The sequence below is a fragment of the Leptotrichia sp. oral taxon 215 str. W9775 genome (assembly GCF_000469505.1).
Taxonomy (GTDB): Bacteria; Fusobacteriota; Fusobacteriia; order Fusobacteriales; family Leptotrichiaceae; genus Leptotrichia_A.
On sequence record NZ_KI272874.1, the window covers coordinates 25,158 to 51,602 of the forward strand.

Genomic DNA, 26,445 nt, shown 5'->3' on the forward strand with positions numbered 1-26,445 from the left:
AAAAACACAGAGGGGATAACATATGTATCTGAACCAGATAAGCTATAGCAATTTTCGCTGTCTTGAAGATGGAAAAATAGACCTGGACAGGAATTTCAACTTAATATATGGGAAAAATGGACAGGGAAAAACTTCTTTCATAGAGGCTGTTCATTTTTTAGCAACTGGGAAAAGCTTCAGGACAAAGAAACTGAGGGAACTTTTCAGATACAACAGGAACAGGGTAATAGTTTTTGGAAAATATACAGGGAAAAATAATGAAGAAAATACAATGGCTATCGATGTAAACGAAGACAGGAAGGATTTCTACATTAACAGGAATAAGAATAAATATATAGATTATGTGGGAATTTTAAATATAATATCGTTTATACCTGAAGATATTGAAATAATTATAGGAAATCCTTCGGTAAGAAGAAATTTCTTTAATTATGAAATATCCCAGGCAAGAAAAGATTATCTGAAGTCAATTGTAGACTTTGAAAAAATACTGAAGGTGCGTAACAGGCTTATAAAGGAAAAGAAGACAGGTGAAGAAATATACAGGATATACAATGACAGGTTTATAGAAGAAGGAGTGAATATAATAGTTCATAGAAGGGAATTTATAAGAAATATTTCGATTCTGCTGAATCTCAATTATAGAAAACTTTTTGATGAAAAATCTGAGCTGAAGCTTAAATATGAATGTTTTTTAGGAGAAACGGAAAAAAAGTCGAGGGAGGAACTTACTGAGAAGTTCAGGGAGCTGTGCATAAGGAAAGCAGAAAGGGAGAGATTCCTTGGATACAGCCTTATCGGACCTCAGAAGGATGACTTTGTATTTGAACTGAATGGGAAAAATGCAAAATCCTTTTCATCCCAGGGGGAAAAAAAGTCAATTATATTTTCTCTGAAAATTTCTGAAATAGACATGCTTGTGAAGGAAAAAAATGAATATCCTGTATTTATAATGGATGATATTGCCTCATACTTTGATGAAGTGAGAAAAAAGAGCATACTTGAGTATTTTGTAAATAAGAAGATCCAATGTTTTATAACTTCAACTGAAGATTTAAATATAAAAGGGAAAAGATTTATTGTGGAAAAAGGGAAAGTGAAGGCTTATGAGTAAGGAAATAAAGAAACTGGATAAAAATATATTTGAGCTGAAATGTTCCGCATTTAAAGGTGAAGGCTATACCCTGTGGAAACTGAGAAAAAACTGGGAACTTATTACAGGAAATATAATTGCTGAAAAATCAGAGCCTAAAAACCTTTATATGAGGGAACTGACAATAAACGTACATGATCCTGTTATTCATCATAGCATTGTTTCATACTCTTCCATAATAATGAAAAAAATTAATGAGTTTTTTCAGGGAAATGTTGTGGAAAAAGTTGAGGTTAGGAAAATAAATAGAAATTCCAGAAGAAATATACTGGATTTAAGTAAGCAGGAAAAAACTGGAAATACGTTGAAAATAATTGAAACAGCTGAGAAAAAAAATTCTCTTCAGGAAAAGGAATTGGAACTGTCTAACGAAGAAAAGGAAAAAATAAAGGAAAATATTGATAAAATAGATAAGAAATATGAAAATTTTGCCGTAAGGCTGAAGGAAATAGCGGAAAATAACAGGAAAAGGGAAAAATACCTTTTAAGCAGCGGTTTTATCCAGTGCAGTGAATGTGGGAAAATATTTTATCCTGGAGGAAATGAAAAAATATGCTTTAACTGCTATGACAGGAAAGAAAGCGGAAAAATAGAGGCAATGGCAAAGCTGCTGACTGAAATGCCTCTTATTGGGGAAAGGGATGCAGTTAGAAGGACAGGGACAGATGCGTACACCTATTATAAGGTCAGGGATATGCTGGCCCAGAGGGTTTACAGTGATCTTTTCTATTTCTGTATGGAAAAGAACCTTCAGATACAGGGAAATGAAGAATGGAGGGACGAAATAAGAAAAGAAACAATTGTGGATTTTGAAATTTACGTAAAAAATTATATAGATTTGAAAATAGGTACAGATAACATGGAAATTTTTTCAAAGGAAAAGAAAAAATTGTTAAAAAAGCTGAATAATGACAGGAGATTTAAAAAATGAATGTAGAGGAATTATTAAAAGAAGCCATGGATTCTTATACAGAAGGTAAAGCTTACGACGCTCTAATCTATCTGGAAACGGTGCTTGAAATGGAAGAGGGAAACTACCAGGCATTGAAAATGATTTCAAAAATATACGTGGATACAGGCTTTTATAAGGAAGCTATAAAATACAGTGAAATAGCATATAAAAAATATAGTGACAATCCTGAAGTGATATTTAACATGGGATATCTCAGTCAAGCAATAGGAAAATATAAGAAGGCGCTTTCCTATTATGAGAAATATTCTGAAACAGAAAGCAATTACCATGTCATGCTTAATATGGGTCTCTGCTACATGGAACTAAAGTATTACAGAAAGGCTCTTGAAATGCTGGAAAAGGCTATAGAAAAAGAACCTTCAAATACTGAAGGATACATGGATAAGGCTGAATGCCTGATAAGAATGAACCAGTTTGACAGGGCAATGCAGATATATGAGGAAAGGCTTGCAGATAAGGAAAATAACGTAGAGGAATATTATATTTACATGAGGATGGGAGACCTGAAAAATGCGGCTGGAAATATTGATGAAGCAATAAAATATTATAATATTGCCATAAATTTCAGTAAAGCTGAGGACTTCGTCTTTGAAAATTTTTATGAGATGCTAATTAAGGCTGAAAAATATGAAGAGATAGAACTTCTTCTTATAAACTTTGCAAACAGCGGTCATCCAAGGGAAAAGGTACTTAACATGGAAGGAAGGTATGCTTCTGCAATAAAGGATTTTGAGAGGGCAAAGAAGGTGTGCGATAAACTGCTTATGCTTGAGCCTGACAATCCGCTTCATTATTTTAATTCGGCATATATTGCAGAAATGCGGAATAAATTTGATGAGGCGCTTAAATTTATAAAAAAAGCGGAAAATTATATAAGTGACAAGGAAGTTCTAAAAGAAGCAAGAAAAAGAATAAAAAAGGCAAAGGAAAAATATCTTAAGAATAACGAGAAATAGTACAGGAAAATATGCTTAAGATACAGATGACGGTTTGATTAAAAAGAAAAATTATGATAAAATTTAAAGATTGAATTTTATAAATAAAAATAAAGAGGATTATATGTCTGAAAAAATAAATTATGAAATAACGGAAGGTTATGACAAGGAGGTTCTTCTGGAAGTTTTAAGAAACTTTGATAAGACAGGGGAATCAGTAAATGAAGAAAGAAACAGGATAAAAAGATTTAAAATAGAACATAATGGCAGGAAAAAGGAAATAAACGTAAAATGTTTCAGTAAAAAAAGTCCGCTTATACAGTTTGTATACAAATATTTTAAAGGCTCGAAAGGAAAAAGATCATACCTGTATGGAAGAAGGCTTGTGGAACTTGGTATAAATACTCCTGAGCCAATAGCGTATTTTGATGAATATTATGATGAAGCTGTAGGAGAAAAGAGAAACTTTTACATAAGTGAGGATTTAAAGTACCAGTTTACATGCAGGGAGCTTTTATGGCAGGAAAAATTAAAGCCTGAAGTGAAGGAAATATTTGATAGGGACAGGGAAAAGATAATAGCCCAGTTTGCAGAATTTACCTTTGATTTACATGAAAAAGGAGTTGAATTTGATGATTATTCGCCTGGAAATGTTCTTATAAGGAAGGAAGATTCTGACAGATATGGATTTTATCTGATAGATCTTAACAGAATGACATTCCGTAAAAGTCTTGATTTTAATGCAAGAATGAAGAATGTCTCAAGAATGATGGAAGATAAGGAATATGTGGAAATATTTTCAAAATATTATTCAGAGCTTTATAAAAAGCCTTACAGTGAAGTATATGATAAACTTTACGGTTATATAAACAGGCATAAAATTTATGTTGCAGTAAAGGACAATACAAGAACCTTCAGATATTTCTTTAAAAGAAAGAAAAGATAGGATAAGTCTGGAGCAGAGGGAAACGAAAGGGAAAAAAGAAAATGGATAAAAATTATGATGTAATTGTTGTAGGGGCAGGGCATGCAGGAGTGGAAGCAGCCCTTGCATCAGCTAGAATGGGACTGAAAACGGCACTGTTTACAATCTATTTAGACAGTATTGCCATGATGTCCTGTAATCCTTCAGTGGGAGGACCGGGAAAAAGCCATCTTGTATCAGAGCTTGGAATGCTTGGTGGGGAAATGGCAAGACATATAGACAACTACAACCTTCAGCTGAAAAATCTGAATCATACAAAGGGGCTTGCTTCAAGAATAACCAGGGCACAGGCTGACAAATACTGGTACAGGGTAAAAATGAGGGGAATAGTTGAAACTGAAGAAAATCTGTATATAGTTCAGGGAATTGTAAATGATCTTATTGTTGAAGACGGAAGTGTAAAGGGTGTAGTAGACAATCTGGGAGTGGAGTATTCTGCAAAGGCTGTTGTACTTTGTACAGGAACATTTTTAAAAGGTCAGTTTATAATGGGGGATGTAAAATATTCTGCAGGAAGACAGGGGGAGCCCTCCAGTGATGAACTGCCTGACAATCTTATAAAATACGGTTTTGAACTTGACAGGTACCAGACTGCAACTCCTCCGAGAGTGGACAGAAAGAGTATTGATTTTTCAAAAATGGAAGAACTGAAGGGAGAAGACAAGCCAAGATATTTTTCATATGAAACAGAAAAGGAATATAACCAGGTGCTTCCAACATGGCTTACATTTACAACTGAAAAAACGATAGAAACAGGAAAGGAAATGCTTAAATATTCTCCGATTGTAACAGGAGTTGTAAGTACGAAGGGACCGAGACACTGTCCTTCGCTGGATAGGAAAATAATGAACTTTCCGGAAAAGACAAATCATCAGATTTTTCTGGAGCAGGAATCTGTAGAATCAAATGAAATATATATAAACGGATTTACGACAGCAATGCCTCCATTTGCACAGGAAGCAATGCTTAAAACAATAGCAGGGCTTGAAAATGCCAAAATAGTAAGATATGGTTATGCTGTGGAATATGACTTTATTCCTGCATATCAGCTAAATCTGACACTGGAAACAAAAGTAGTCAAGGGACTTTACACTGCAGGAACGATAAACGGTACAAGCGGTTATGAGGAGGCGGCATGTCAGGGATTCATAGCTGGAGTAAATGCCGCAAGGAAAATACTTGGGAAAAGGGAAATAATAATTGAAAGAAGTGAGGGATATATAGGAGTCCTTATAGATGACATAATAAACAAGAAGACACCTGAGCCATACAGGGTACTGCCGTCAAGGGCTGAATATAGGCTTACACTGAGACAGGACAACATATTTATAAGGCTGCTTGAAAAATCTAAGGAAATAGGACTTTTAAACAGTGAAAAGCTTAAAGAACTGGAAAATGTAAGAAATGAAATAGAAACAGAAATAGAAAGACTGAAGGGAATAACAGTTTATCCAACAAAGGAAACAAATGAAAAGCTTGAAAGAATAGGAAAAGAATTTAACATTAAAAATGGAAGTGAAGATATTTCCACAAAAAGTGCAAATAGTCCTGTTTCAGCTTTTGAATTTCTGGCGAGAAAGGAAATAAGCTACGACAACCTTTCAGAATTTGTGGAAACTGTGGATCTTTCCCCTCTGGCAAAGGAACAGGTTGAAATAAATGCAAAATATAATGTGTTTATTGAAAGGGAGAAGGCACAGATTGAAAAATTTGAAAAGCTTGAAAAAATGGAAATACCTGAAAATATTGACTATGAAAAAATACAGGGATTAAGTAATATAGCCATTTCAGGACTTATGTACGGAAATCCTGCAACAATAGGACAGGCAAGCAGAATAAGCGGAGTTACTTATAATGATATTGCCCTTCTTATAGCAGTGATAAAGGAAAATCATAAATAAAGACAGGATTTATAACTAAAAGGAAGGAAAAAAGGAAACAGATGAAGTTAATTGTAGGACTTGGTAATCCGGGAGAACAGTATAAGCTTACAAGACATAATGTAGGTTTCATATTTATAGATGAATATCTCAGAAAAAATAATATAACTGATATAAGGGAAAAGTATAAATCAGAGTTTGTCCAGACTGATTACAGGGGGGAAAAGGTTTTTTACCAGAAACCCCTGACTTTCATGAATTTAAGTGGTGAAGCAGTAGGCCAGGCAATAAGGTTTTTTAAGATGGATCCTGCTACTGACCTTTTTGTAATATACGACGACATGGATATGGAGTTTGGAAAGATAAAAATCAGAAAGGACGGGAGATCTGCAGGCCATAATGGAATTAAATCCATAATACAGCATGTGGGGGAAAAATTCGTAAGGATAAAATATGGAATAGGAAAGGCAAAATCAAAGGAAGAGACAGTAGGGCATGTTCTTGGAAAATTTTCTCCTGAAGAAAAGGAAACAATAAAAGAATCACTTGAAAAAATGTTTAATCTTATAGATGATATAAAAAATGATATGGACATTTCAAAATTAATGAATAAATATAACAAAAAATAGAAATATTTAAAAAAGGTTATAAAGGCTTGAAAATAGAGGTATTTAAATGAAGGTTGGAAGTCAGGAAAATACCTCGAAAAATTTTTATCAAAAAAATATATAAAAATTGTAAAAAGTAGTTGACAAAATATAAAAAATTATATATAATGTTTATTGTCTTAAGTAATTAAGATTTAGATTGGGCTGTCGCCAAGCGGTAAGGCACTGGACTTTGACTCCAGCATGCAATGGTTCGAATCCATTCAGCCCAGCCACATTTTTTAAATAATATATTAATGAATGTCTTGGAAATAGGACATTTTTTTTATTTATAAGTAAAGTAAATTTATTTTTAATAATCAAAAAGAGATACTTATGAATATATTATACAAAAAATCAGCCGAATTTCGAAAAAATAAAAATTAAATTAAATGAGCAGTCTATTATAGACTGCTCATTATCTTTGCCGTTAGGCTTTTAATTTGTAATACACCGCTATGGGCTTTAATCTGTAAGTCATTGCCGCTATGGGCTTTTAATTTCTATATAAATTATAGTTTATGCTGACAATTTTGTCAACATTTTTTTTACTTCATTATCTAACAGATTCATTTGATTTCTGGATAGTTTAATGTATCTTCTTCCTCCATTTATCCGTGGTCTGAATAATCTTGCACGGCTTATACTTCTTATAGCATGTACTAAAGCATATGTCTCTGTTTGCTTTGAATTTCTTTGTGATTGCAGTTTTTGAATAATTCCCAAATTTATTCCATTTTTAGGTTTGGATGTAAACGGAATTACAACAGCTGTTTTTTTATTTACTGAAATAACCACACAATAATGTTGATATCTAAATTCTGAACCAATCCCGAATCCAAAATCAACTGTAAAAATTTGTCCTCTTTTACAAGGTGTTTTTTCTAAAATTAATTCATTCTTTTCATTTTTATCTATTGATATTTCAATATTTTTCTGAATTAAAAATAAAATATATTGCATTAATTTTAAATACTCACTTGATACAATTAATTTCTTTATTTTTTTTAGTTTTTTCTTTAAATTTCTAAATTCTTTTTTCATTTCTGTTACTCCTTGTTTCTATCAACAATATAATCTTTTTTTTCTGAAAATATTCAACAAAAGAAAATTTCAAGTTAATTGTAAAATTCTTTTTTTGTAAAAGAGTCTACATTGGAAATCAAATTAATAAACTCATTTATAAATTGGAATAATCCTTATAGAAGCTGTTTTCTAATAAAAAGAAATTCATTTTTATATCCTTTTATATTTAAAATTAAAATAATTATAACTAATAAAAAGATTAAAGTCAAGTAAATATGCATTAAATATAATAGGGAAAATAAAAAAGAAGCTATTTTTAAAACTTTCATTTCAAAATAGCTTCTGTATAAATTTTCATCTCATTGTACGTTTTTTTTGATTATCCTGTTCGCCATACTACGAACATGTCATCTCTAATAATATTATACTTGATTTATAAAAAAAGTCAAGACTTTATTTATAAAGATTTAATAAAGTTCAATTTTAATACATTTTCTAAATAAATAACTTTTTTCTATAATATCTACTCAAGATTCAGATTATGTGTGTGTAAATAATGTACCCCAAAAAATAGTAATACTGAAGAAATAATAGAATACAGTATTGAAGTTATACTTCCATTTCTTAAAGAAGTGAAGATAATCGGGTCAATATCACCATACATTACAGGTACGTCTAAATTTCTCATTGCAGAATAAGTAACTGATGCACTGATAAATGAAAAAATAATTGAAATTATAAAGAAAGCAATAACTCCTACAACCACTTTATAACTTTTAAACAAATTCGCTATCGCAATACTTAAAAATATAATAAGAATACTCTGTACGTGTGCAAAGAAATTATAAATAAGCTGTAAAATAGATATAAAAATATATTTAGAGCTAAAAAATTCTTTAACCATAGTATTCAAGTCCTGATAAAATTCAGGATCCTTAATAATATTTCTTATAAAAAATTCAAATGGAAAGAGGATAAACAGTGAAACAAATATAACAAAGTAACTTATAAATATCCATATAAGAAAATTTATCAGTTTTGCCAATATTATCTGTGATGGTTTTAATGGGAGAGTATTTGTAAGATATCCTTCATTTCCATATATTGAAGAGCTGTACCTTGTGATTATGACAAATACTGTCATACAGAAAATTCCGAAAACTACAGCGAAGTACGCAAAATATAAAAGCGGAGATCCGAACATTGCTAAAAAGTTTTCTTCCCTTTCCAGACGTGAAATATCCGATGTAAGAAGAAGAAATCTGTTAATAATTCCAATGACAAGAGCCGCAATATAAAAAGGTATTAATTTTTTTCCTATATTCATAAAATCGTATTTAAATAATTTTAGTATCATTTGAAAACCTCCCTGAAATATTCATCGATGCTTTTATTGTGAGCAGATTTAATGTGCTCTGCACTTTCATGCAGGAGAATGTCTCCCTTATTAATAAAAATAACTTCATCCAGAACCCTTTCAACATCTGCAATCAAGTGTGTTGAAATTATTATAGTTCCTCTTCTGTTGTAATTTTTAATTATAGTGTCAAGTATATATTCCCTTGCAACCGGATCGACTCCTGCAATAGGCTCATCCAGAAGATAAAGATCGGCATCCCTGCTCATTACTAGAATAAGCTGAACCTTTTCCTTATTTCCTTTTGAAAGGTATTTGAATCTTCTTCTAGGGTCGATTTTAAGATCTGAAAGCATTGAGAGAGCTTTCTCTTCATTGAAATCTGCATAGAAATCCTTAAAAAGTCTCAATATTGAATTGATGTTCTGTGAATCATCAAGATAATTTTTGTCAGGCAGATACGAAACAACTTTTTTTGTTTCCACTCCAGGTTTATTCCCATTTATAAGAACAAGTCCTGAAGAAGGCGTAAGAAGATTGTTTGCAAGTTTTATAAGAGTTGTTTTTCCACTTCCGTTTGGTCCAAGAAGCCCTATGATTTTTCCTCTTTCAAGAGAAAGATTGATGCTGTTGAGGGCAGTTTCATATCCATAACTTTTTGACAAATTTCTACATTCAAAAACATATCCAGTTTTGTTTGATGCAACATTCCCCATATTTTCATTTAAAATTTCTTCCATGTTTCCTCCTTTAAATACAGTTTTAACATTTCAAATTATACTATATAACAGTGAAAAAATAAAGAAAAAAACAGTTAAGGGTTATTTTATGGGATATTTTAAGATAAAAGAAATTATGGGAAAGAAATTTTTCATTTTAATGAAAATGTTAATTGTGGTATAATATTTTAAAATGAAAATAAAAAAATTAAATAATAAGTAGAGGAAATAAAATGAGAATATTAATAATTCATACGGCATTTATAGGGGATATTGTCCTGTCAACGCCGTTAATACAGAAAATAAAGGACATTTATCCTGAGTCTGAGATAGATTATCTTACATTGCCGGGAAATAAAAGTATTATAAGTAACAATCCAAATTTAAGGGATATAATACTTTATGATAAAAAAGGAGCAGATAAGGGAATAAAGGGATTTTTCAGAATTCTGAAAATTGTAAAAAATAATAAATATGATCTGGCAGTTATTCCACACAGATTTATAAGATCAATAATGCTTGCAAAAATGGGAGGAATAAAGAAAATATCAGGATTTGATGTGGCAACAGGTTCATTCCTTCTGACTGATGTGAGACACTATGACATGAAAAAGCATGAAGTGGAAAGGCTGCTTGACCTTGTTGATTATAATGGGGAAAGAGTACCTTTAGGAATATATCCTTCAGAAGAAGACTATAAGAAAATAAATGAAATATTAAATGGAAGGAAATACCAGAATCTGATAACAGTTGCCCCTGGAAGCCAGAGACCTGAAAAAATATGGCCAATGGAAAAATATGATGAACTGATAAAGAGACTTACTGAAAATAAGGAAAATCTGATTGCAATAACAGGTGGAAAAGCTGAAAAAAGCTTGAAGTTAGATTCTATAAACGCTAAAAATGTAATAGATTTGAGGGGAGAGATTTCACTGCTTGAATTTGCGGCATTACTTTCAAAATCAGATATAGTAATAAGCAATGACAGTGCCCCTATTCATATAGGAAGTGCATTTGAAAAGCCATTTGTTATAGGGATTTTTGGACCGGGAAAAAGAGGATTAGGATTTTTCCCATGGACAGAAAAAAGTAATGTAATAGAAGACAATGAATTTTACGAAAATAGCATTACTGCCATTCCTGAGAAGCAGCATGCATACTCAAAGGAATATTATAAAGGAATACCGGGAATAACAGTTGACAGGGTGTATGGAGAAGTAGTAAAGAGATTGGAAGAGAAAAATGGAAAATAATAGAATAAAGTTTTCAAATTCAAAATTTTACGAAATAAACAGAATGCTGAATAAAAAGCCATGGAAGTATATATACAAGGAACTGATGCCAAAATCTCTTTATAAGCGTATACAGACAAAGATGGATTTTTTACAGCAGGAGGCAGTGGCTGAAAGCTGGGACAGGATAATAGAAGCATATTTTGAGGGAAAAACTGAGAAAATTGAAGTTTTTCCAAAGAAAAATCTTGCTGGAAGGAAAATAATATGGCAGTACTGGGGAACAGGATGGGAATACGGAAAACTGCCTGATATTGTGAAACTGTGTTATAAGTCGGCTGATAAATATAAAGGAAATTATGAAATTATAAGACTTGATAATGAAAATATGAAGGAATATATTGAATTTCCTGAATTTGTTATGGAAAAGATTGAAAATGGAAACATGGGATATACTCATTTCAGTGATTTACTAAGGCTGGCTTTACTTGATTCTTATGGTGGTGTATGGCTGGATGCTTCAATTTTAATGACAGGTTCATTATCTGAGTATTCTGCTTCTGCTGGAATTGAAAATAAAGGATATTTCATGTTTCAGCGTTCAGACAGTACTGAAAATAAAGAATTCTGGGAAAAGCTGAACAGTGATTATTTTTCCTGGGATAAAAGAAATAAAGTTAGAGTTTTGAACAGCGTTATTTTTTCTGAAAAAAACAATAAGATGATACATTCCCTGCTGGAGTTAATGCTCACATTCTGGAAAAATGAAAGCGAAATACCTCATTATTTTTTCTTTCAGATACTTTACCATGAACTGGCAGGAAAGTATATGCCTGAAGAAAAATGTAAAATTATAGACGATACATTGCCTCATATCCTTTTTAGCAGATGGAATAAAAGATTTTCTGAAATGGAACTTAGCAGAATTACAGATAAGACAAGTATTCATAAACTGACTCAGAAGGGAATATCAAAGGGAAATTGTATTCCAGATTCGTTTTATGATTATTTTAATAAAAAATTTGATGTATAAAAACAGGAGATGAAAATGGTAAGTGAAAAAACAAAGCCAATAAGCATAGTTACTGCATTTTTTGATATAGGAAGAGGAGAAATAGGTGAAGGGTATCCTGACTATCTGAGAAGAACAAATGATACGTATTTTGAACACTTTTCAAGGCTTGCAGCACTGGAAAATGAAATGGTTGTTTTCACTTCTGAAGAACATAGGGACAGGATTGATGCACTTAGGGAAGGAAAGCCTACAAAAATAATTGTAATAGAGCTTAAGAAGAAATTTAGAAGACAGATAAAAGCAATAGAAAAAGTCCAGAAAAGTGAAGAGTTTAGAAGCAGAGTAAATAAAGACATGCTTATAAATATAGAGTACTGGTCTCCGGAATATGTGCTTATAAATAATCTGAAAACCTATTTTGTCAATTATGCAATAAGAAAAAAACTTGTATCTGGAGAACTTGTAGCATGGGTTGATTTTGGATATATAAGGGATATGGAGACGCTTAATGGTATCAAATGCTGGAAATACGACTTTGACAAGGAAAAGATACACTTATTTACAATAAGGAAAAAACATCCTCTTAACAGTATGGAAGATGTATACAGTGCGATTTTTAATAATGCCGTATATATTATTGGAGGTTCACTTGTAGGAAGTCCTAAAAAATGGAAGGAATTTTACAAGCTGTTAAGAAATAATCAGAATGAGCTTTTAAAGGAAAATGTTATTGATGATGATCAGGGACTTTATATGATGAGTATATTCAAAAGACCTGAACTGTTTAAGCTGAACTATCTTGGAAAGGACAGATGGTTCCATCTTTTCAGAAAATATGATAAAACCATAAAGATGAGCCTGTTTGAAAGAATAAAGGATTTCTTTTGATTAATCCAAAGAATTTTTAAATTAACAGATTATAGAATAAAATGCCCCACATCTTATTATAAAGAGTTTTGAGGCATTTTTTTAATAAAAAGCTTTTTTCAAAAGAAATTTCTTAACTTGTTCGGCAGTTTCCTTTTTAGCAAAAAATATTCTCACAGGGTTAAAAGATTTATTTAAAGTGAAATTTAAATAATAAAAACCTCCATTACCACCACGACCATGAACTTTTTCAATTTTCACATCTTTAATCCATGAGTAGGGGAGTATATATGCAGTATAGATGGAAAATAAATATTTATCTCCAAGTTTTATATCACTTTGTAATATTACTTCACTTTTAATTATTTTATCTGAGTTAAAGAAATCTGTTTTTGCACTATTTAAAATATTGTATTTATTTAAATAATTCAGCATGTCAGAAACTCTTTTCTTTTCTTTTTTTATCATAAATAATGTAAGCAGTAATAAGAAAAACATAATAACCCATAAAATAATTGGTAGTGTTAAATGATCTAGTACGAATGAGGCAGGACTTATGAGAAGATATGAATATTTCTTTGAAAGTTCCAGTCTTTCAAGATACATTGCATATCCACCAAATAGGATAAATAAGGTATCTGCCAGTAAAAATAAAACTTCTGCCAAATAAAAAGATTTTATTGATTTTTCCATTTTTAAAATATTGTAAAAAAAATCTCTGGGAGCTAAGTTCTTTACATTTTCATCAAATTCTAAAAATAAAATTTTTCTAACTATTCTTTTTCTAAAGAAAAAAGCAAGAAACATAGATAAAATAAAGAGTGAGGGAATAAAGAGAATATCCCCGATTATTCCAGACATTACCATTTAAAATCATCCCTTCCGTATAATTCATGTTTATTTTTTAAGATAAGCTCCCTAACTTTTTCAGCTACACTTTTTTTTATAAAAAATATCTGGATAAAATTAGAAAAGTTATTAATAGTAAAAGTCAAAGAATAATAGTTTCCTCCACGATTAAAAACTTCATCAACTTTTATATTACTAATCCATGAATAGGGGATTATATATGCCGGATAAATACAGAATAAATATTCGTTCCCAAGTTTTAAATCGCTTTGTGCTATTATTCCTGTGTCAACTATTCTGTCAGATTTAAAAAAATCTTCTCTTGCATAAGTTAAAAGGTTATGATTATCTAAATTATCCAACATTTCAGTAATTCTTTTATTTTCCTTCTTTTGCATAAAATAAGCAAATACCAACAGAAAAACTAGAACAAACCACATGAAAATAGGAATACTGAATTTCAGAAATACGGAAGAAACAGGACTTATAGGAAAATCAGGAAATTCTTTTAAAAATTTCATTTCTTCAAGATATTGAAGATATCCACCAACTAAAATATATGCAGTATCCACAATTAGTAAAATAATTTCTGTCCAGTAAATTATTTTTGCTCCCCTCTCCATTTTTAAAATATTATAGAAAAAATCCCTGGGATTTAAATCTTCAAGTTTATCATTACTTTCTAAAAATACAATTTTTTCCATCCCTCTTTTTTTTGTGATTATGGCAATAAAGATTAGTACAATAAAGGCAACAGGGATGAACAGCATCTGGGCAAAATCTCCCATTAAAAACACTTCCTTTCCAGTAAAAAATATCTGTTGCTGCAATAATTTCATATTCATAGATTTTTTTCTTTAATTATCTTGAATAGTATAAGGTATGTAATATTTCTTAAAAAATGGTGTTAATTTATCTATTTCATCTAAAATCATCTGCTCAGTAACAGAGAGTGAAATTTTACTTGTCTGAAAAAAACGTTTAACCACTTTTCCATTTTTCTTATGAACTTTTATTTGCCCCCTGTAAGAGATACGGATACGGGTATAGTAAAATTCCACATAATCAATATCAGAAAGTGGAATTTTTACTGCAGGTAAGGAATTAAGATATAAGTTTTCCTCTTCTACATAAAAACATTCCATTGTTTTTTTTCTGCTTATTAAATATATGAGAGTTACACCGCATATAACAAGTATTAACATATTAAGAAACATCATCATTATCATCATTTTTTCTCCTCCTTTTAATTTTTAAGTATTTAATTCAATTTTTCATTCTATATTAAAAATATTTATTATTACAGTAATCTTCGTAATCATCAAAAGCCATTTCCATTGCATTATTTAGTAAATATATGAAACATTGCTCAATAATATCTATCCAAGCTAATAGATATTTAGTCTGCTCATGACTTAATATGTTATTTCTGGATAGCATTCCTCCTTCTGATACCCAGATTCTTGTATAATGGATAATATTCATAATATCAGAAACTATATTTTTATCTATATTTTCTTTTTGAATTTCAGGTGCCAGTATTTTTAGACATTCCATTACTTCAATGAAATTTTTTTCATTTAATTCACCTTGAAAAGGACGTAAAATTCCTAAAAATCCCTTTTCCCATTTAGGATTTCCAATATTTTCATTTCTACAGGAATGAAACGATAATAACTCTTTTGCTAATTCTATATTCATAATATAATCCTTTTAAAACCTTCCTTATTCTTTTTTTTCATAAAAAGCTTCATAAGTAGCCATTTCTAATTTCTCTGAATTAAAGCATTTTAAAATTATCATCCACCATTATTTTATGTCTTTCAAAATATTTTTTTAATAGGATATAGTCACTTATTTTTACTTCCATTTTAGTAAATACATTTTTTTCCATATCAAAAATTTCTATGATAGGAATATTAGTCCTTCCCCCCCTCTTAACTTTTTTATCATAAAATTTGATAAAATTTATTTTTTCAATTTTTATAGATTTTATTTCATTCTTATTGTATAACAGAGTAATTTCCCTGCTGTCTATATTTAAAGAATATTTTTTATTCTTTAACATTTTTAAAAGTTCATAAATACCGGCAGCTGTGATTGCAATCAACCCAAAGAAATAAAAAATTTCCTTGTAGTTTTTATAGTCTACTCCCTTATAGTTTTTAATAAAAAGAATAGGGATTATAATAATAAATATAAGAATTCCCAGGACTTGTAAAAACAAATCAAAATTACTGATGAAAGCTTTGACTTCAAATTGATTTGAAACTTCTAAATTTTCAAGTTTTTTCAATTTATTCTCTATATAGTGGATACTTAAGCTACCTAAAGGTAAAGTTATCATCAAAACTAGAATACCTAAGATAGAAAAGCTAAAAATTATTATTTTTATATCTGAGCTTCTATCCAAAAAAATCAGCTGAACTAAAGAAATAAGCAGAAGTATCAGGAAAACACCTTTCATTATTTTTAGTGCTTTCTTTTGTCTAGCTAAATTAGGAACAAAAGTATTCAATTTTTCATCATAAACACTGTTCCATTTACGGCTATTTTCCTTCTTAGTTTCAATATTTTTATTTAAAATTAACCTATCTGTGTAATTTTTTGCTTCCAATAAAGACATATCCTTATTTTTATGAAGAAAAGTAACTGCTTCCAGTTCTTTATTTTCATTAATCAGAGAAGATAAGTATTGTTCATCTTCTTCAGAAATAGACATGTTTTTATCATAATATTCATTATCGTTTTTTTTATCAATATAATCTTTAGCCTCTTTTAAAGTCATTCCTGTTTTATCTTTAATAAAGGCAATAGCCTCCACTTTTTTTCCTTGCTTGAGTAAGGAAATAATATATTTCTCATCTTTTTCTGATAACTCCACAGTTCTTCACCTTTTCCTGTTAAAAATCTTCATACTGGTCGTTTATTGCCACGTTATTTTCTGCAAAATATTTCTTTAGTAAATAGTAATCATTTAAATTTATAGTCATTTCAGCAAGTTTTTTTTCTTCAATATCAAAAATCTGTAAAGTAGGATATTTTTCCCTTCTTGCTTTCCTTCCGTGTCTGATTGAATAAAATCTGACATAGTCTATATTATTTGTTTTTATATATTCCATTTCATTATTTTCAAAGTATATTTTTATAATTTGTCTGTCTATAAGCAGAGAATATTTTCTATTTTTAAGCTCCTTCAGAAATTTAATATAGCTGAATATCATTATTCCAATAAGAAAAAGGAGATAGATGATAAATTCAAATGAAAAATCTTCTAATAATTTATTTATCTGTAAAGATAATGCAAAAATCATCATGATAAAGGCAATTATACAGAAAAAAAGATATCTATTTTTTCTTAAAGGCCGAATTTCGAATTTTTCAGATGAATCTATTTTTTTGACTTCTCCAATTAATTTTAATCTTTTTTCGATAAGGCGTATATTTATTTTTATGACGGCATATAAAGATAAAAAAAAGAATATTGCTACTATGCTGTAAATTAGGAACGATATCTGTTCATAAGAAGTTTTATCTAGGAAAAATCCCTGTACTGAAGCGGCAATAAAAGAGATTGCTGATAAAACTAGCAGCACTTTTGCAATTTTTCTTTGTCTTGGTAAGTCAGGAATATACATATTTAATTTTTCATCAAAAACATATCCCCATTTACGATTTTTTTCCATTATAATATCCTCCGGATTTTATTTTTTTCTAATAGGAGCATTTACTCCTGCATCTTCAATTAATTTTATACTTGTTATATAATTTGTCCCAAAAATTCCTTTTCCAAAAGTGCAGGAAAATTTAGAGTCAATCTTATTTATAAAAATTCTCTGTCTAAACATTCCAGTAGAATATAAATCTGGAGAATCTTTAAATTTAAAAATATAGACATGTGTAAGACTTCTTCTACTTCTATGAATGGTAAAATAATCTTCTAAAACTACTTCCTGAGTTTTTCTATTGTGTATAAAAATTCTATCCGCTATTTTAAAAAGTATAGCCCAAGATATAAGAAGACTTGGGATAAAAATATATAAAGGTGAACCTACTATTTCTATTATGTCTGTTTTAACAATGATATACCAAACAGGAATAGCAAAGATAGCTGTTGCTATGGAAACTGAAAGAAAATTACAGCTTGTATTGTAGTTAACAAATGAACTACCTCCAGCATGCATTTTTTTACTATGATAACACAGGCTTGAAATTAAAATTAATAGTCCAAAAGCACAAATTGCTATTCCTTGTAAAGGAGAGCTGCTATTAAAATATAATGTTCCTCCTAATATAAAGGAAAGTATTGAAAAAAATATTGATGTATCTATTAAAAGTGATAATGCAGAATAAAAAACTAAATATCCTAAGAAAAACATTATTTAACCTCCACCATTTTTAAATTCTCCTCATAAGTTTTATCTGCATCAAGGCCAAAGGCTTTAAAAATTTTTCTTTTCAGTTCTATATGATCTGGATTTTTCAAATCAGGTACATTACGCTTTTTATATTTTTCCCAGAAAGGAGAATTGGACTTTGCTTCTATACATTCTTTTAATTTATAAGTATCTATTACAAAACCTATTCCTTCTCTTCTAAGAGTTTGAGGACCAATTTTTAAGTTTTTAATGAGTTTTTCATAATCAGAAAGAGGAATTTCCCTATATATAAGTCCATATTGTAAGTATGCAATATTTTTATCTATACCACTTATACTTTCACTAACTGAAATAAACATATCATTTTCCTCAGGTTTCAAAGGTAAATTACCCAAAATAACAGCTTCTCCATAATAAAAAATATTATCCATAATAGGTTGTGAAGGCAATGCCAGACACTTAGATAATTCTTTCAAATCAATATTTTTATTATCACTTATCTTATGATAGACTTTTATTATTAAAGGTTTTCCCATAAGATGAGCTAAACCATAGTTTTTATTCTTTTCAAAATTTTCATCTTTTCTTAGTTTAGAAACATCCATTAAAATTCTACCAAAACACCATTCTCTTCTTGAGAGTTTGAAAGCAAAGAAATCACCTTCATTAAATTTACAATGCTTTCTTTTAGCGTTTTTAAATTCTTCTATTTCTTCTAAATCTTCTTCAGTAGTTTCTTTCATCCATTTATCTAACCATTTTTTTAAATCATCAAGAGATATCTTTTCCTTTTCAGTAAATGTTTCTGAATAATAAGTTCTTTGTGAAGTATAATTTGCAATAATCACTCCATCAGTTGAAAAAGTAAAATAAGTTCCAAAAGGTGAAAAAGATTGAGTTGCTGTATAATTAAACTTTTTTATTTTTCCCCTTTTAGTTTTTGGAAGTATCATTGTACGATTTTCTGATGTCTTTACATTTAATTCAGATTCATGATAATAATTTTTGCTAACTTTTATTTCTTTTCTAATAATGTCATCTTCAAAATAATAATAGATACCATTGTCAAACTTTACAAGTTCCCAATGTTCTTCCACAGGAATAAGTCCTAAATATTTTCTTTGTTCATTATTAAGTTCAAATATTAATTTCATTTTAGCCTCCGTGTTTTCCTATTAGTAATTATAACACTTTTTTCAATTTTTTGAGACAGTACTCTGACCCCAAAAGCTAGACACAGTATTGGAGATTCAGTACATTTATTTTTTATATATTTTGTCTATTTTTTGTGACTTATATTTCTTTTTTAAAAGAAGTTCTCTTATTTTTTCACAAATTTCTTTTTTTGCAAAAGTTATATTTATAGGTTTAAAAGGTGCTTTTAATATAACATTTACATAATAGAATTTACTACCATATCTACCAGGATTTTCTACAATTTTTACATCATCAAGCCAATAATAAGGAATTATATAGCCTGGATAAATAACAAATAAAAATTTACTTCCAAATTTTATATCATTTCCTAATAATCCAGTTTCAACTATTTTATTTTGGATCATAAAATCTGCTTTTGCACATTTTAAAAGTTCAAACTTTTCTAAATTATCCAACATTTCAGAAATTCTTTTATCTTCTCTTTTTTTACTGATAAAAGCAAGTAGAAAAAGACTGGATATAACAAACCATGTAAATACTGGTATAACAGGAGTAATTGAAAAAGCTGAATAATCTTTATATTCCTTATATACTGGAAATATAATGAAGACAGTAAATAATAAAAATAAGAAAAATCTAGCATAGTTAACTGTTTTTGTAAACTTTTCCCTCTTAAGTATGTTTAGAAAAAATTCTTCAGGTGCTAAGTTTTTTAAATCTTCATCAATTTCTAAAAACATAACTTTTTTTATTAATCTTTTTCTGATTATAAAAATAATAAACAATAGAAAAATAAACGATATAACTATAAAAAATTCTATAAATATTAATTTCATTTTAGCCTCCGTGTTTTTCTATTAATTCATCAGGAAAAACATATCCTTTTTTCATTAATTCCTTTATATTATTTTTAGCTTTTTCAGAAGTCAGGATTTCATCACAGATTTTTATAAAATCATTATTAATATCCTCGCTATCCTCTATGTATTCTTTTATCATCATGACAGTAAGGTAATCATTTTCAGATGAAGATAAATATTTTGCCTTTTCTAAATATTTTTCAATTAGCATTTCTCTATTTTCTAAAGCGGAAATTCCAATAACAGGACCTTCATCTAATAAAGCGTCAACTAAATATGAAATATTATTAAATCTTTTACTGGAGATATTTTCTTCATTTAATATTTCCAGTAAATTTATTTTTTTTGCACAAGTTAATGCAGTATATGACGGGACTACCTCATTATGGCAGCCTTCTTCCAATATCCATTCTTTTATTTCATTATTAGTAACTTCTAAATATGGAATAGTGTGTACTCTTCCCCATCCTTTAACTTTTTTAGCAATTTCAAAAATTTCATCATTTGCATTTTCTGAATATTCTATTATATTTAAACAATATAGGGTAAATTCATCTGAAAGAGCTAAGATTTTTATTTTTTCCATTATTTCAGCATTATTCTCAACCCCCATTAATGACAATACAGATAAAGAAAATTTTATACATTCCTTATTTTTGGAAGTAATTAACTGAAAAAGGGAAAATTTATATAGATTATTAATATTTATTTTTTCTCTTTCCTGAAAAATCCATTTTAATAGGGGAATTTTTATTGAAACCATTGAAAAATTTAAATTGTTTAAGTTATTGTCAGCTTCTTCAAACTTTCCTTCTGAAATTTGAAAAATAATGTCTTTTAAAGGTTCTATACTGTCTTCATTTCTGGCTGTATGGTATAAAAAAACTCCGTCCATAGCACCATCTGCCCAAGAAATTCCATCTATTTTTTCTTGAGGAAGACTAAAATCTTTGGGTAAACTTCCATCAGATTGAATGGAAGATTTTATTAATTCATATATAGATAAATTTTTATTTTCCAATTTTGTATTCTCCTTTTTTATAGTTTTATCTCATTATATGCTCATCTAACTGAATAAAGCAAACAATTTTTTTATTTTTCAGTTCTTCTACACTTGGTAATATATCGTTTTCCTCATCATCTTCCAGTCCCACCTGAGCAATTAAATGGTCAGAAAATTCATCTTCGTAAATATCACAGGTAATAAACGGAACACTTTTAATACACAGGGCATTCTGCACATCTACATAATAGATTGTATTTCTAAATGCGTCAAGGGTTGATTCATTAATAATAATTTCAACTTTTCCAACATGAAAAACTTCTTTTTTCTTTCTAAACACTTTATTTTCCTCCTTGGATGATAGATTTAGTCTGTTAAAATGAACAAGGCTTTTATAATACATTTTATTTTTATTCTACTACAATTTTAAAAAAAATTAAATATGTTGAAGTAAATAAAAAAATATTATAATATATTAATATAAATAAAATATATTTTAGGAATGAAAATAAAGGAACAACAATATCAAAGTAGTATTATGAGGCTGATGGTAGTCTAACACTTTCAGAGCCTCTTATTTCAAGACCTATGGGGAATGGATTAGAAAAATATAGGAGGGTGATTAAAATTTTTTATACAATGGAAAAACTTCAGAAAATTCATGAAGAAATATTAGAAGGAAATATGGAAATATTAAAAGATTTTCCTTTACCTTACTGCCTTTCTGAAAATAAGGAGGATTTTGTAGTTTTGAGAAAGGGAAGAATTGTAAAAGAAGAAAATCGTATAAAGTATTTTTTTCCAAACTCAGAAAGCAGTGAAAATGATTCGATATACTGTCTTATATGGGGGCGTAAAAATGAAGGAAGCTATGGTATAGGAGGAACACCGGTGCCAGATGATTTTTCTGTGAAAGAAATGGAATTTTCAGGCGATAAACTTTCTTTATTGAGTACAGAGGGAGAAAAAATAGAAGCCGCATTAAAACAGTTCAATAAGGCTTTGCAGAATATATGGAGAAATTTTACTATGGAAGAGCTGTCTAATGCTTTTAGGACTGCACCTGATACTGTTTTAGAGGAAATAACGAAAGAAAAAATGCCTAAGACAGTTACTATAAAAAATTTTGGTAAATTTACAAATAACGGGGAACTGAATATCTATAAATTAGTTAAGGAAGGCATTGAATATTATTTTAATGCTGAAAATAAGGAAGAACTCAAAAAAGTGAAAAATATTTTTTCAAATATAGAACTTACAGACTTTATAAAAAAAGCCAAAGAATATTCAGCTCATAAACTGCTTGAATTAAAAAATGATTCCTGGTTGGAAGAAGATGAAAAGGAAGTTACAGAAAAAGAGTTTAAAGAAAGAATAAAATTTGCAGGTCTTCATATATTCAGTGAATCGGCTAATTTCTATTTTGACGATGATGATTTGTTCTGGGGGCATACTATTGAAGTTACTGTCAATCAGAAGTTAGAGTTTACAAATGCGGATATAGCGGGTTAGAAAAATATAAAGGTATATACTTTTAAAGAAGGGGTAATAGGAGTGAAAATGACAGAAGTAACTATAAAAAATAAATATTTTTTAGGTCATTATGACTATATTACAGTCTGGGCAGCAGATAAAGAGTATCATTTAAAACCTGATTCAAAATTTACGTTCCTTACATCACAAAAAGAAGAAGAAATAGTGATTTCATTATTTTTTTCTAAAAGCAGGAAAATGATTATAAACTGTTCAGAAAGAAAAAGAATATTTCTGGAATTAAAACCGGATATGAAAAAAAGTCTTGTATTAAATTTACTGAATTTATTTATAAGTATTGTAACTATGCTAGTTATTCCGGGATTATTTGGAATTAATATTAGAAGTATAGCTATCATTATTATTTCAGTATTTTTTATCTTTTTTTCTAATATGATTTTTGCAGTAAAAACAATAAAACTGGCAGAAAAATAAACAGTATGGGGTGGAATAAAATGAAAAAGAAAATAAAAATGTTATTGGTAATACTTTCTTTACTATGTCTTTATTCCTGTAAAAGTTCTGAAGAAAAGACAAAGGAAAGAGAAGAAAAGATGCTGGATGACTATGTGGAAATGCTCGAGAATGAATTTAACCTGACACTGGATAAGTGGGAATATTATGTAAAGGAAGAACATATTGTAGGTGGAAATCTGATAAAAAACCCGGAATCCTATGTCCTGTACAAGTATGATGTTCCAAAATATAAATCAGAGTTTTTTTATGACAGGGATTTAATCCATGTAGAATCTCCTCCAACAAAATTTGTTTTTAGAGATGGAAGTATGTTAATTCCTTTTCTTAAATACGAAGATATAGAGAAGGTTCCATTTTTCAACAAGACAGGGAAATCTAATTTACTGTTTGAAATTATTGACAAATATGGATTAAGACCATATTTATGGAGTCAGCTGATATATGATAAATCAAAGGGTAATGATTTTGAAAAAATAGAGAGCATATTAAAAAAACATGGTATAAAATATGATAAAGAACATAATATGGGTTCATTTGGGAAATGGGCATGTGGCATAATACAAAAAGAATGGAATGGTGAAATTTTTACGAAAAGTTTGACAAGACATAATACAACATTAACAGTAATGGATGAAGAATGTGGAGATGAAGTAACGGAAGGAAAATTTGAAAGGATGAAGATATATGGCAAAAAGTTTGAGGAGTACTTTTCCAAGCCAAGGAAATTTGAGGAAATAGACTGGTATGAGTTTATGAAATACAATGATATTCATCCTATTATAGTGATTTATGTGGCTGACTCTCCGGAAGAGAAGGTAAAAAAGATTGTAAAGGAGATAAGGCCATACTATAATCATAAAGATTTTACAATATTATTTTCATATTATATAGAGAATGAAAAAGAATATATAGAAAAATATCTATGGTAGTGGAGTTTCTGCTTCCCGTAAAAATGGGATTATATAGAAGTCATATAAATTAAAGTAATAGTGACAAAAAAAGCACATCTGTTCCAGAAAAAATTCTGTCGGATGTGCTTTTAATATTATTTTTTCAGCTTTTTATACATAAAATTCAGTATTGCAAGCATTATTGCAAGGGTGAAAATCATTGGTTTTTTATTAAGGTTATACTCTGTCAGTCCCTGAATAAGGTAAGCTATATAAGAAGATTTCAGTCCTATCTCAAGGGCAATATACCCTGAATGAACTCTATTCTTTGTTTTTTTGAAATTAAGCTTTACAAGTCTTAAAGGAATAATAACAAACAGAAAGTAAACTAACGGGATAACTCCTGCAATTCCATAATTTGCAATATGGTGAAGATACATGTTGTGTGTATTTGTAATTCCTACAGGATCAAGACCATAGTTAGTTTCAATATAGTTTAAAACACCCTTTTCCTTGAAATGATTCATATTGAAGGCAATTCTTTCCTTTGTGGCCATACCGAATATTGGACTTTTTTTGAATGAAGAAATAGCCGCATCCCAGAACATTACACGCAGGTAGCTTGAAGGATCCTGCTTATATTTGATAATGTACTGCAATCTATCGGTAATTGATTTTGGCAGAAGGAAAAATCCGCTGACAGAAGCTGCAATAAATCCTAGAATGTAAACCTTGTTCCTTTTATACAGAATATATATTAAAGGCAAAAAAAGTGATACATACACCATTTTTGACCTGTTTGCTATGATTATAAATAAATCAAGCAGAAAAACTCCTGTAAGAAATAATTTTATCCATGTATTTTTTCCTTTATCTTCATTTCTGTAAAACAGAATAAATGACAGCAGGAATAACAGCAGAATAGACATAATGTTTGCAAAATCCTGAGTCTGAAGGGCAAAAAATATTCTCGGATATTCAAAACCTTTCGGATGAGCCCATTCCTCATAATTTTTTATAAAAATTACTAAAGTTATAATCAGTGAAATTGTTCCCCCTGCAAGGAAAGCTTTTATAAAATTCCATAATTTATTTTCATTGTCTATGTAAAAAACTAACGGGAAAAATATTAACCAGTATAAGTAGTGGTTGCTGTCCACCCTTGAAACTATTCCACCACTTAAAAGGGAAATTATAAAGGGTGAAAGGACAAAGATTAATAACCCTGCCGCTATTTTTCCATCAACTAAAGTTTTTAGGGCACTTCTATTTTTCCTGAACAACATGCTGAGTAAAAATATTAGCATTATCAGATAACTGAGAGTCTGTTCCCCTTTATACGATAAAAATAACATAACTGGAAACAGAAGTGTAAGGAAATACCCTGTTAAATTCAATTTTTTCATATATCAAGCTCCTGATTTTATTTATTTTATAAATTTTATCATATAAAAGATATTTTTGGAATATTTATTTGATTTTATGATATAATATATAAAATAAATTGAAAAAATGAAGAGGATGAAAATGTCGGCTTTAAAATTGAGTATAATCGTACCTGTATACAACGTGGAAAAATATGTGGAAAAGTGTCTGGAGTCATTGTGCGGACTGAGGATAGAAAATGAAATTATAGTAGTAAATGACGGAACTAAAGACAGCTCACTTGAAATAGTGGAAAGATTTAAGGAAAATCACAAAAATGAAAATATAATAATCATATCCCAGGAAAATCAGGGACTGAGCGAAGCCAGAAATAATGGTCTTAAAGCAGCAAAAGGAGAATATATTTCCTTTATAGACAGTGATGATTTTGTGGATACGGAAAATTATGAAAAGTTTATAAATGAAGTTATAGAAGACAAGGTAGACATTGGAATAGGAAGATATAAAAAGATTATTGAGAAAAATAACGGAACTGAACTTGAATGTGTGACAGAAATAAGAAATTATGATAAGGGAGAAATAAGAACAGGAAAAGAATATTTTGATATAATGTACAGGAACGACATGCATGGACCGGAAGTATGGGATGATATTTTCAGGAGGGAATTTCTGCTGGAAAACGGCATATTTTTTAAGAAGGGCAGAATGCATGAAGATGAGATTTTTACAGCTGAAACTCTTTTAAAGGCATCAAAAGTGAGATTTTATGGAATTTATTATTATAACTATTTGCAGCGTGAAAACAGCATCATGTCAACAAAATCCCTGAAAAACTATCAGGATATGGAAAAAAATATAAATGAAATTTATGATTTTATGATTGCTGAAAAAGACAGCAGGACAAAAAAGCTGCTGGAAGATGAAATTCACAGGCTCTATAAGATTATAATAAAACATTCTAAGGATTATAAAGAGGAAAATGCCATTTTTAGAAAAAATTACAGTAAATTTCTTTCTGAACATGGTGAAAATAAATTGAAAAAAATAGTAACAAGAATAAAGAAAAGCATAGACAAGAAGATTAAAAAAATAAAATCTTCATAAATATTTTCAAAAGGAGT

27 protein-coding genes, 1 tRNA gene and 1 pseudogene are annotated in these 26,445 nt (G+C 29.3%); 14 read left to right on the forward strand and 15 right to left on the reverse strand.

The window, feature by feature from the left end; translation table 11 throughout:
• Window positions 1-22: 22 nt before the first annotated feature.
• The 7 genes from HMPREF1984_RS10275 (at window position 23) to HMPREF1984_RS10305 (ending at window position 6,809) form a co-directional block, all read left to right on the forward strand.
• Window positions 23-1,114 carry a DNA replication/repair protein RecF gene (locus tag HMPREF1984_RS10275; protein ID WP_021767938.1) on the forward strand — a complete coding sequence of 364 codons (1,092 nt, stop codon included), beginning with the start codon at window positions 23-25 and terminating at the stop codon, window positions 1,112-1,114.
• Window positions 1,107-2,084: a DciA family protein gene (locus tag HMPREF1984_RS10280; RefSeq protein WP_021767939.1), complete on the forward strand. Its 978-nt coding sequence runs from the start codon at window positions 1,107-1,109 to the stop codon at window positions 2,082-2,084. Before HMPREF1984_RS10275 ends, HMPREF1984_RS10280 begins: the two co-directional genes overlap by 8 nt.
• Entirely contained in the window at window positions 2,081-3,082 is a 1,002-nt protein-coding gene (locus HMPREF1984_RS10285; protein ID WP_021767940.1) for a tetratricopeptide repeat protein, read from the forward strand. Before HMPREF1984_RS10280 ends, HMPREF1984_RS10285 begins: the two co-directional genes overlap by 4 nt.
• Window positions 3,083-3,185: 103 nt before the next feature.
• Window positions 3,186-4,007, forward strand: coding sequence for a lipopolysaccharide kinase InaA family protein (locus HMPREF1984_RS10290; RefSeq protein WP_036100608.1), 822 nt, complete (start codon window positions 3,186-3,188; stop codon window positions 4,005-4,007).
• A 41-nt stretch (window positions 4,008-4,048) separates the two neighbouring features.
• Window positions 4,049-5,947: a tRNA uridine-5-carboxymethylaminomethyl(34) synthesis enzyme MnmG gene (mnmG, locus tag HMPREF1984_RS10295; RefSeq protein ID WP_021767942.1), complete on the forward strand. Its 1,899-nt coding sequence runs from the start codon at window positions 4,049-4,051 to the stop codon at window positions 5,945-5,947.
• Window positions 5,948-5,988: 41 nt separating this feature from the next.
• A complete protein-coding gene (gene pth, locus HMPREF1984_RS10300; RefSeq protein ID WP_021767943.1) occupies window positions 5,989-6,555 on the forward strand; it encodes an aminoacyl-tRNA hydrolase in 567 nt (188 codons plus the stop codon).
• A gap of 179 nt (window positions 6,556-6,734) precedes the next feature.
• Window positions 6,735-6,809: transfer RNA gene (locus HMPREF1984_RS10305), tRNA-Gln, on the forward strand.
• A gap of 283 nt (window positions 6,810-7,092) precedes the next feature.
• Here the strand turns inward: HMPREF1984_RS10305 and HMPREF1984_RS10310 are convergent.
• The 3 genes from HMPREF1984_RS10310 to HMPREF1984_RS10320 form a co-directional block, all read right to left on the reverse strand.
• On the reverse strand, window positions 7,093-7,617 hold the full coding sequence (locus tag HMPREF1984_RS10310) for a type II toxin-antitoxin system PemK/MazF family toxin (RefSeq protein WP_021767944.1): 525 nt from the start codon (window positions 7,615-7,617) through the stop codon (window positions 7,093-7,095).
• Between the two features lie 505 nt (window positions 7,618-8,122).
• The gene (locus HMPREF1984_RS10315) at window positions 8,123-8,956 is read right to left on the reverse strand and encodes a hypothetical protein (RefSeq protein WP_021767946.1); all 834 of its coding nucleotides are present in this window, start codon (window positions 8,954-8,956) and stop codon (window positions 8,123-8,125) included.
• Window positions 8,953-9,696, reverse strand: a complete 744-nt coding sequence (locus tag HMPREF1984_RS10320; RefSeq protein ID WP_021767947.1) for an ABC transporter ATP-binding protein — start codon at window positions 9,694-9,696, stop codon at window positions 8,953-8,955. Before HMPREF1984_RS10320 ends, HMPREF1984_RS10315 begins: the two co-directional genes overlap by 4 nt.
• A 212-nt stretch (window positions 9,697-9,908) precedes the next feature.
• Here HMPREF1984_RS10320 and HMPREF1984_RS10325 point away from each other — a divergent pair, with 212 nt between their 5' ends.
• The 3 genes from HMPREF1984_RS10325 to yibB are packed head-to-tail and all read left to right on the forward strand — an operon-like array spanning window position 9,909 to window position 12,810.
• On the forward strand, window positions 9,909-10,928 hold the full coding sequence (locus tag HMPREF1984_RS10325; protein WP_021767949.1) for a glycosyltransferase family 9 protein: 1,020 nt from the start codon (window positions 9,909-9,911) through the stop codon (window positions 10,926-10,928).
• Entirely contained in the window at window positions 10,918-11,940 is a 1,023-nt protein-coding gene (locus HMPREF1984_RS10330) for a capsular polysaccharide synthesis protein (protein WP_021767950.1), read from the forward strand. Before HMPREF1984_RS10325 ends, HMPREF1984_RS10330 begins: the two co-directional genes overlap by 11 nt.
• Before the next feature lie 15 nt (window positions 11,941-11,955).
• Window positions 11,956-12,810, forward strand: coding sequence for a protein YibB (gene yibB, locus HMPREF1984_RS10335; RefSeq protein ID WP_198011782.1), 855 nt, complete (start codon window positions 11,956-11,958; stop codon window positions 12,808-12,810).
• Between the two features lie 81 nt (window positions 12,811-12,891).
• On the opposite strand, the gene HMPREF1984_RS10340 is transcribed toward yibB, so the two are convergent.
• From HMPREF1984_RS10340 to HMPREF1984_RS10390, 11 genes and pseudogenes are all read right to left on the reverse strand, one after another.
• Complete coding sequence (locus tag HMPREF1984_RS10340) at window positions 12,892-13,656, reverse strand: hypothetical protein (RefSeq protein ID WP_021767952.1); 765 nt, start codon at window positions 13,654-13,656, stop codon at window positions 12,892-12,894.
• A complete protein-coding gene (locus HMPREF1984_RS10345; RefSeq protein ID WP_036100611.1) occupies window positions 13,650-14,426 on the reverse strand; it encodes a hypothetical protein in 777 nt (258 codons plus the stop codon). The genes HMPREF1984_RS10340 and HMPREF1984_RS10345 overlap by 7 nt, the downstream gene beginning before the upstream one ends.
• 69 nt (window positions 14,427-14,495) lie before the next feature.
• Window positions 14,496-14,870 (reverse strand): hypothetical protein, encoded by a 375-nt coding sequence (locus tag HMPREF1984_RS10350; protein WP_021767954.1) that lies wholly within the window; start codon window positions 14,868-14,870, stop codon window positions 14,496-14,498.
• Between the two features lie 52 nt (window positions 14,871-14,922).
• Window positions 14,923-15,339, reverse strand: coding sequence for a hypothetical protein (locus HMPREF1984_RS10355; protein WP_021767955.1), 417 nt, complete (start codon window positions 15,337-15,339; stop codon window positions 14,923-14,925).
• 79 nt (window positions 15,340-15,418) lie between these two features.
• Entirely contained in the window at window positions 15,419-16,522 is a 1,104-nt protein-coding gene (locus tag HMPREF1984_RS10360; RefSeq protein WP_021767956.1) for a hypothetical protein, read from the reverse strand.
• Between the two features lie 19 nt (window positions 16,523-16,541).
• Complete coding sequence (locus HMPREF1984_RS10365; protein WP_021767957.1) at window positions 16,542-17,324, reverse strand: hypothetical protein; 783 nt, start codon at window positions 17,322-17,324, stop codon at window positions 16,542-16,544.
• Window positions 17,325-17,357: 33 nt separating this feature from the next.
• Window positions 17,358-18,017, reverse strand: a pseudogene (locus HMPREF1984_RS10370) (hypothetical protein); the annotation flags it as partial.
• Entirely contained in the window at window positions 18,017-19,171 is a 1,155-nt protein-coding gene (locus HMPREF1984_RS10375) for an immunity 26/phosphotriesterase HocA family protein (RefSeq protein WP_021767959.1), read from the reverse strand. The pseudogene HMPREF1984_RS10370 and the gene HMPREF1984_RS10375, both read right to left, overlap by 1 nt.
• Before the next feature lie 105 nt (window positions 19,172-19,276).
• On the reverse strand, window positions 19,277-20,011 hold the full coding sequence (locus HMPREF1984_RS10380) for a hypothetical protein (protein ID WP_021767960.1): 735 nt from the start codon (window positions 20,009-20,011) through the stop codon (window positions 19,277-19,279).
• Between the two features lies 1 nt (window position 20,012).
• Window positions 20,013-20,621 (reverse strand): hypothetical protein, encoded by a 609-nt coding sequence (locus HMPREF1984_RS11695; RefSeq protein WP_232219708.1) that lies wholly within the window; start codon window positions 20,619-20,621, stop codon window positions 20,013-20,015.
• Window positions 20,622-21,081: 460 nt separating this feature from the next.
• Window positions 21,082-21,378: a hypothetical protein gene (locus HMPREF1984_RS10390; RefSeq protein WP_051314514.1), complete on the reverse strand. Its 297-nt coding sequence runs from the start codon at window positions 21,376-21,378 to the stop codon at window positions 21,082-21,084.
• A 299-nt stretch (window positions 21,379-21,677) separates the two neighbouring features.
• Here HMPREF1984_RS10390 and HMPREF1984_RS10395 point away from each other — a divergent pair, with 299 nt between their 5' ends.
• The 3 genes from HMPREF1984_RS10395 to HMPREF1984_RS10405 are packed head-to-tail and all read left to right on the forward strand — an operon-like array spanning window position 21,678 to window position 23,977.
• Window positions 21,678-22,550, forward strand: a complete 873-nt coding sequence (locus HMPREF1984_RS10395; RefSeq protein WP_036100613.1) for a DUF2262 domain-containing protein — start codon at window positions 21,678-21,680, stop codon at window positions 22,548-22,550.
• A gap of 48 nt (window positions 22,551-22,598) precedes the next feature.
• Window positions 22,599-23,006: a hypothetical protein gene (locus HMPREF1984_RS10400; RefSeq protein ID WP_021767964.1), complete on the forward strand. Its 408-nt coding sequence runs from the start codon at window positions 22,599-22,601 to the stop codon at window positions 23,004-23,006.
• 20 nt (window positions 23,007-23,026) lie between these two features.
• Window positions 23,027-23,977: a hypothetical protein gene (locus tag HMPREF1984_RS10405; protein WP_036100614.1), complete on the forward strand. Its 951-nt coding sequence runs from the start codon at window positions 23,027-23,029 to the stop codon at window positions 23,975-23,977.
• Window positions 23,978-24,093: 116 nt separating this feature from the next.
• Here the strand turns inward: HMPREF1984_RS10405 and HMPREF1984_RS10410 are convergent, their stop codons facing one another.
• Window positions 24,094-25,344 (reverse strand): O-antigen ligase, encoded by a 1,251-nt coding sequence (locus HMPREF1984_RS10410; protein WP_021767966.1) that lies wholly within the window; start codon window positions 25,342-25,344, stop codon window positions 24,094-24,096.
• 121 nt (window positions 25,345-25,465) lie between these two features.
• Here HMPREF1984_RS10410 and HMPREF1984_RS10415 point away from each other — a divergent pair, with 121 nt between their 5' ends.
• Entirely contained in the window at window positions 25,466-26,428 is a 963-nt protein-coding gene (locus HMPREF1984_RS10415) for a glycosyltransferase (RefSeq protein WP_051314515.1), read from the forward strand.
• Window positions 26,429-26,445 lie beyond the last annotated feature (17 nt).

Coding starts and splice junctions, on each gene's coding strand:
- HMPREF1984_RS10345 (WP_036100611.1), bottom strand. CDS start 14,426: ATGGGAGATTTTGCCCAGATGCTGTTCATCCCTGTTGCCTTTATTGTA.
- HMPREF1984_RS10325 (WP_021767949.1), top strand. CDS start 9,909: ATGAGAATATTAATAATTCATACGGCATTTATAGGGGATATTGTCCTG.
- HMPREF1984_RS10400 (WP_021767964.1), top strand. CDS start 22,599: ATGACAGAAGTAACTATAAAAAATAAATATTTTTTAGGTCATTATGAC.
- HMPREF1984_RS10310 (WP_021767944.1), bottom strand. CDS start 7,617: ATGAAAAAAGAATTTAGAAATTTAAAGAAAAAACTAAAAAAAATAAAG.
- HMPREF1984_RS11695 (WP_232219708.1), bottom strand. CDS start 20,621: ATGGAAAAAATAAAAATCTTAGCTCTTTCAGATGAATTTACCCTATAT.
- HMPREF1984_RS10395 (WP_036100613.1), top strand. CDS start 21,678: ATGGAAAAACTTCAGAAAATTCATGAAGAAATATTAGAAGGAAATATG.
- HMPREF1984_RS10415 (WP_051314515.1), top strand. CDS start 25,466: ATGTCGGCTTTAAAATTGAGTATAATCGTACCTGTATACAACGTGGAA.
- pth (WP_021767943.1), top strand. CDS start 5,989: ATGAAGTTAATTGTAGGACTTGGTAATCCGGGAGAACAGTATAAGCTT.
- yibB (WP_198011782.1), top strand. CDS start 11,956: ATGGTAAGTGAAAAAACAAAGCCAATAAGCATAGTTACTGCATTTTTT.
- HMPREF1984_RS10410 (WP_021767966.1), bottom strand. CDS start 25,344: ATGAAAAAATTGAATTTAACAGGGTATTTCCTTACACTTCTGTTTCCA.
- HMPREF1984_RS10405 (WP_036100614.1), top strand. CDS start 23,027: ATGAAAAAGAAAATAAAAATGTTATTGGTAATACTTTCTTTACTATGT.
- HMPREF1984_RS10365 (WP_021767957.1), bottom strand. CDS start 17,324: ATGGAAAAAAATCGTAAATGGGGATATGTTTTTGATGAAAAATTAAAT.
- HMPREF1984_RS10375 (WP_021767959.1), bottom strand. CDS start 19,171: ATGAAATTAATATTTGAACTTAATAATGAACAAAGAAAATATTTAGGA.
- HMPREF1984_RS10320 (WP_021767947.1), bottom strand. CDS start 9,696: ATGGAAGAAATTTTAAATGAAAATATGGGGAATGTTGCATCAAACAAA.
- HMPREF1984_RS10290 (WP_036100608.1), top strand. CDS start 3,186: ATGTCTGAAAAAATAAATTATGAAATAACGGAAGGTTATGACAAGGAG.
- HMPREF1984_RS10330 (WP_021767950.1), top strand. CDS start 10,918: ATGGAAAATAATAGAATAAAGTTTTCAAATTCAAAATTTTACGAAATA.
- HMPREF1984_RS10380 (WP_021767960.1), bottom strand. CDS start 20,011: ATGAAATTAATATTTATAGAATTTTTTATAGTTATATCGTTTATTTTT.
- HMPREF1984_RS10355 (WP_021767955.1), bottom strand. CDS start 15,339: ATGAATATAGAATTAGCAAAAGAGTTATTATCGTTTCATTCCTGTAGA.
- mnmG (WP_021767942.1), top strand. CDS start 4,049: ATGGATAAAAATTATGATGTAATTGTTGTAGGGGCAGGGCATGCAGGA.
- HMPREF1984_RS10280 (WP_021767939.1), top strand. CDS start 1,107: ATGAGTAAGGAAATAAAGAAACTGGATAAAAATATATTTGAGCTGAAA.
- HMPREF1984_RS10315 (WP_021767946.1), bottom strand. CDS start 8,956: ATGATACTAAAATTATTTAAATACGATTTTATGAATATAGGAAAAAAA.
- HMPREF1984_RS10350 (WP_021767954.1), bottom strand. CDS start 14,870: ATGATGATAATGATGATGTTTCTTAATATGTTAATACTTGTTATATGC.
- HMPREF1984_RS10285 (WP_021767940.1), top strand. CDS start 2,081: ATGAATGTAGAGGAATTATTAAAAGAAGCCATGGATTCTTATACAGAA.
- HMPREF1984_RS10275 (WP_021767938.1), top strand. CDS start 23: ATGTATCTGAACCAGATAAGCTATAGCAATTTTCGCTGTCTTGAAGAT.
- HMPREF1984_RS10340 (WP_021767952.1), bottom strand. CDS start 13,656: ATGGTAATGTCTGGAATAATCGGGGATATTCTCTTTATTCCCTCACTC.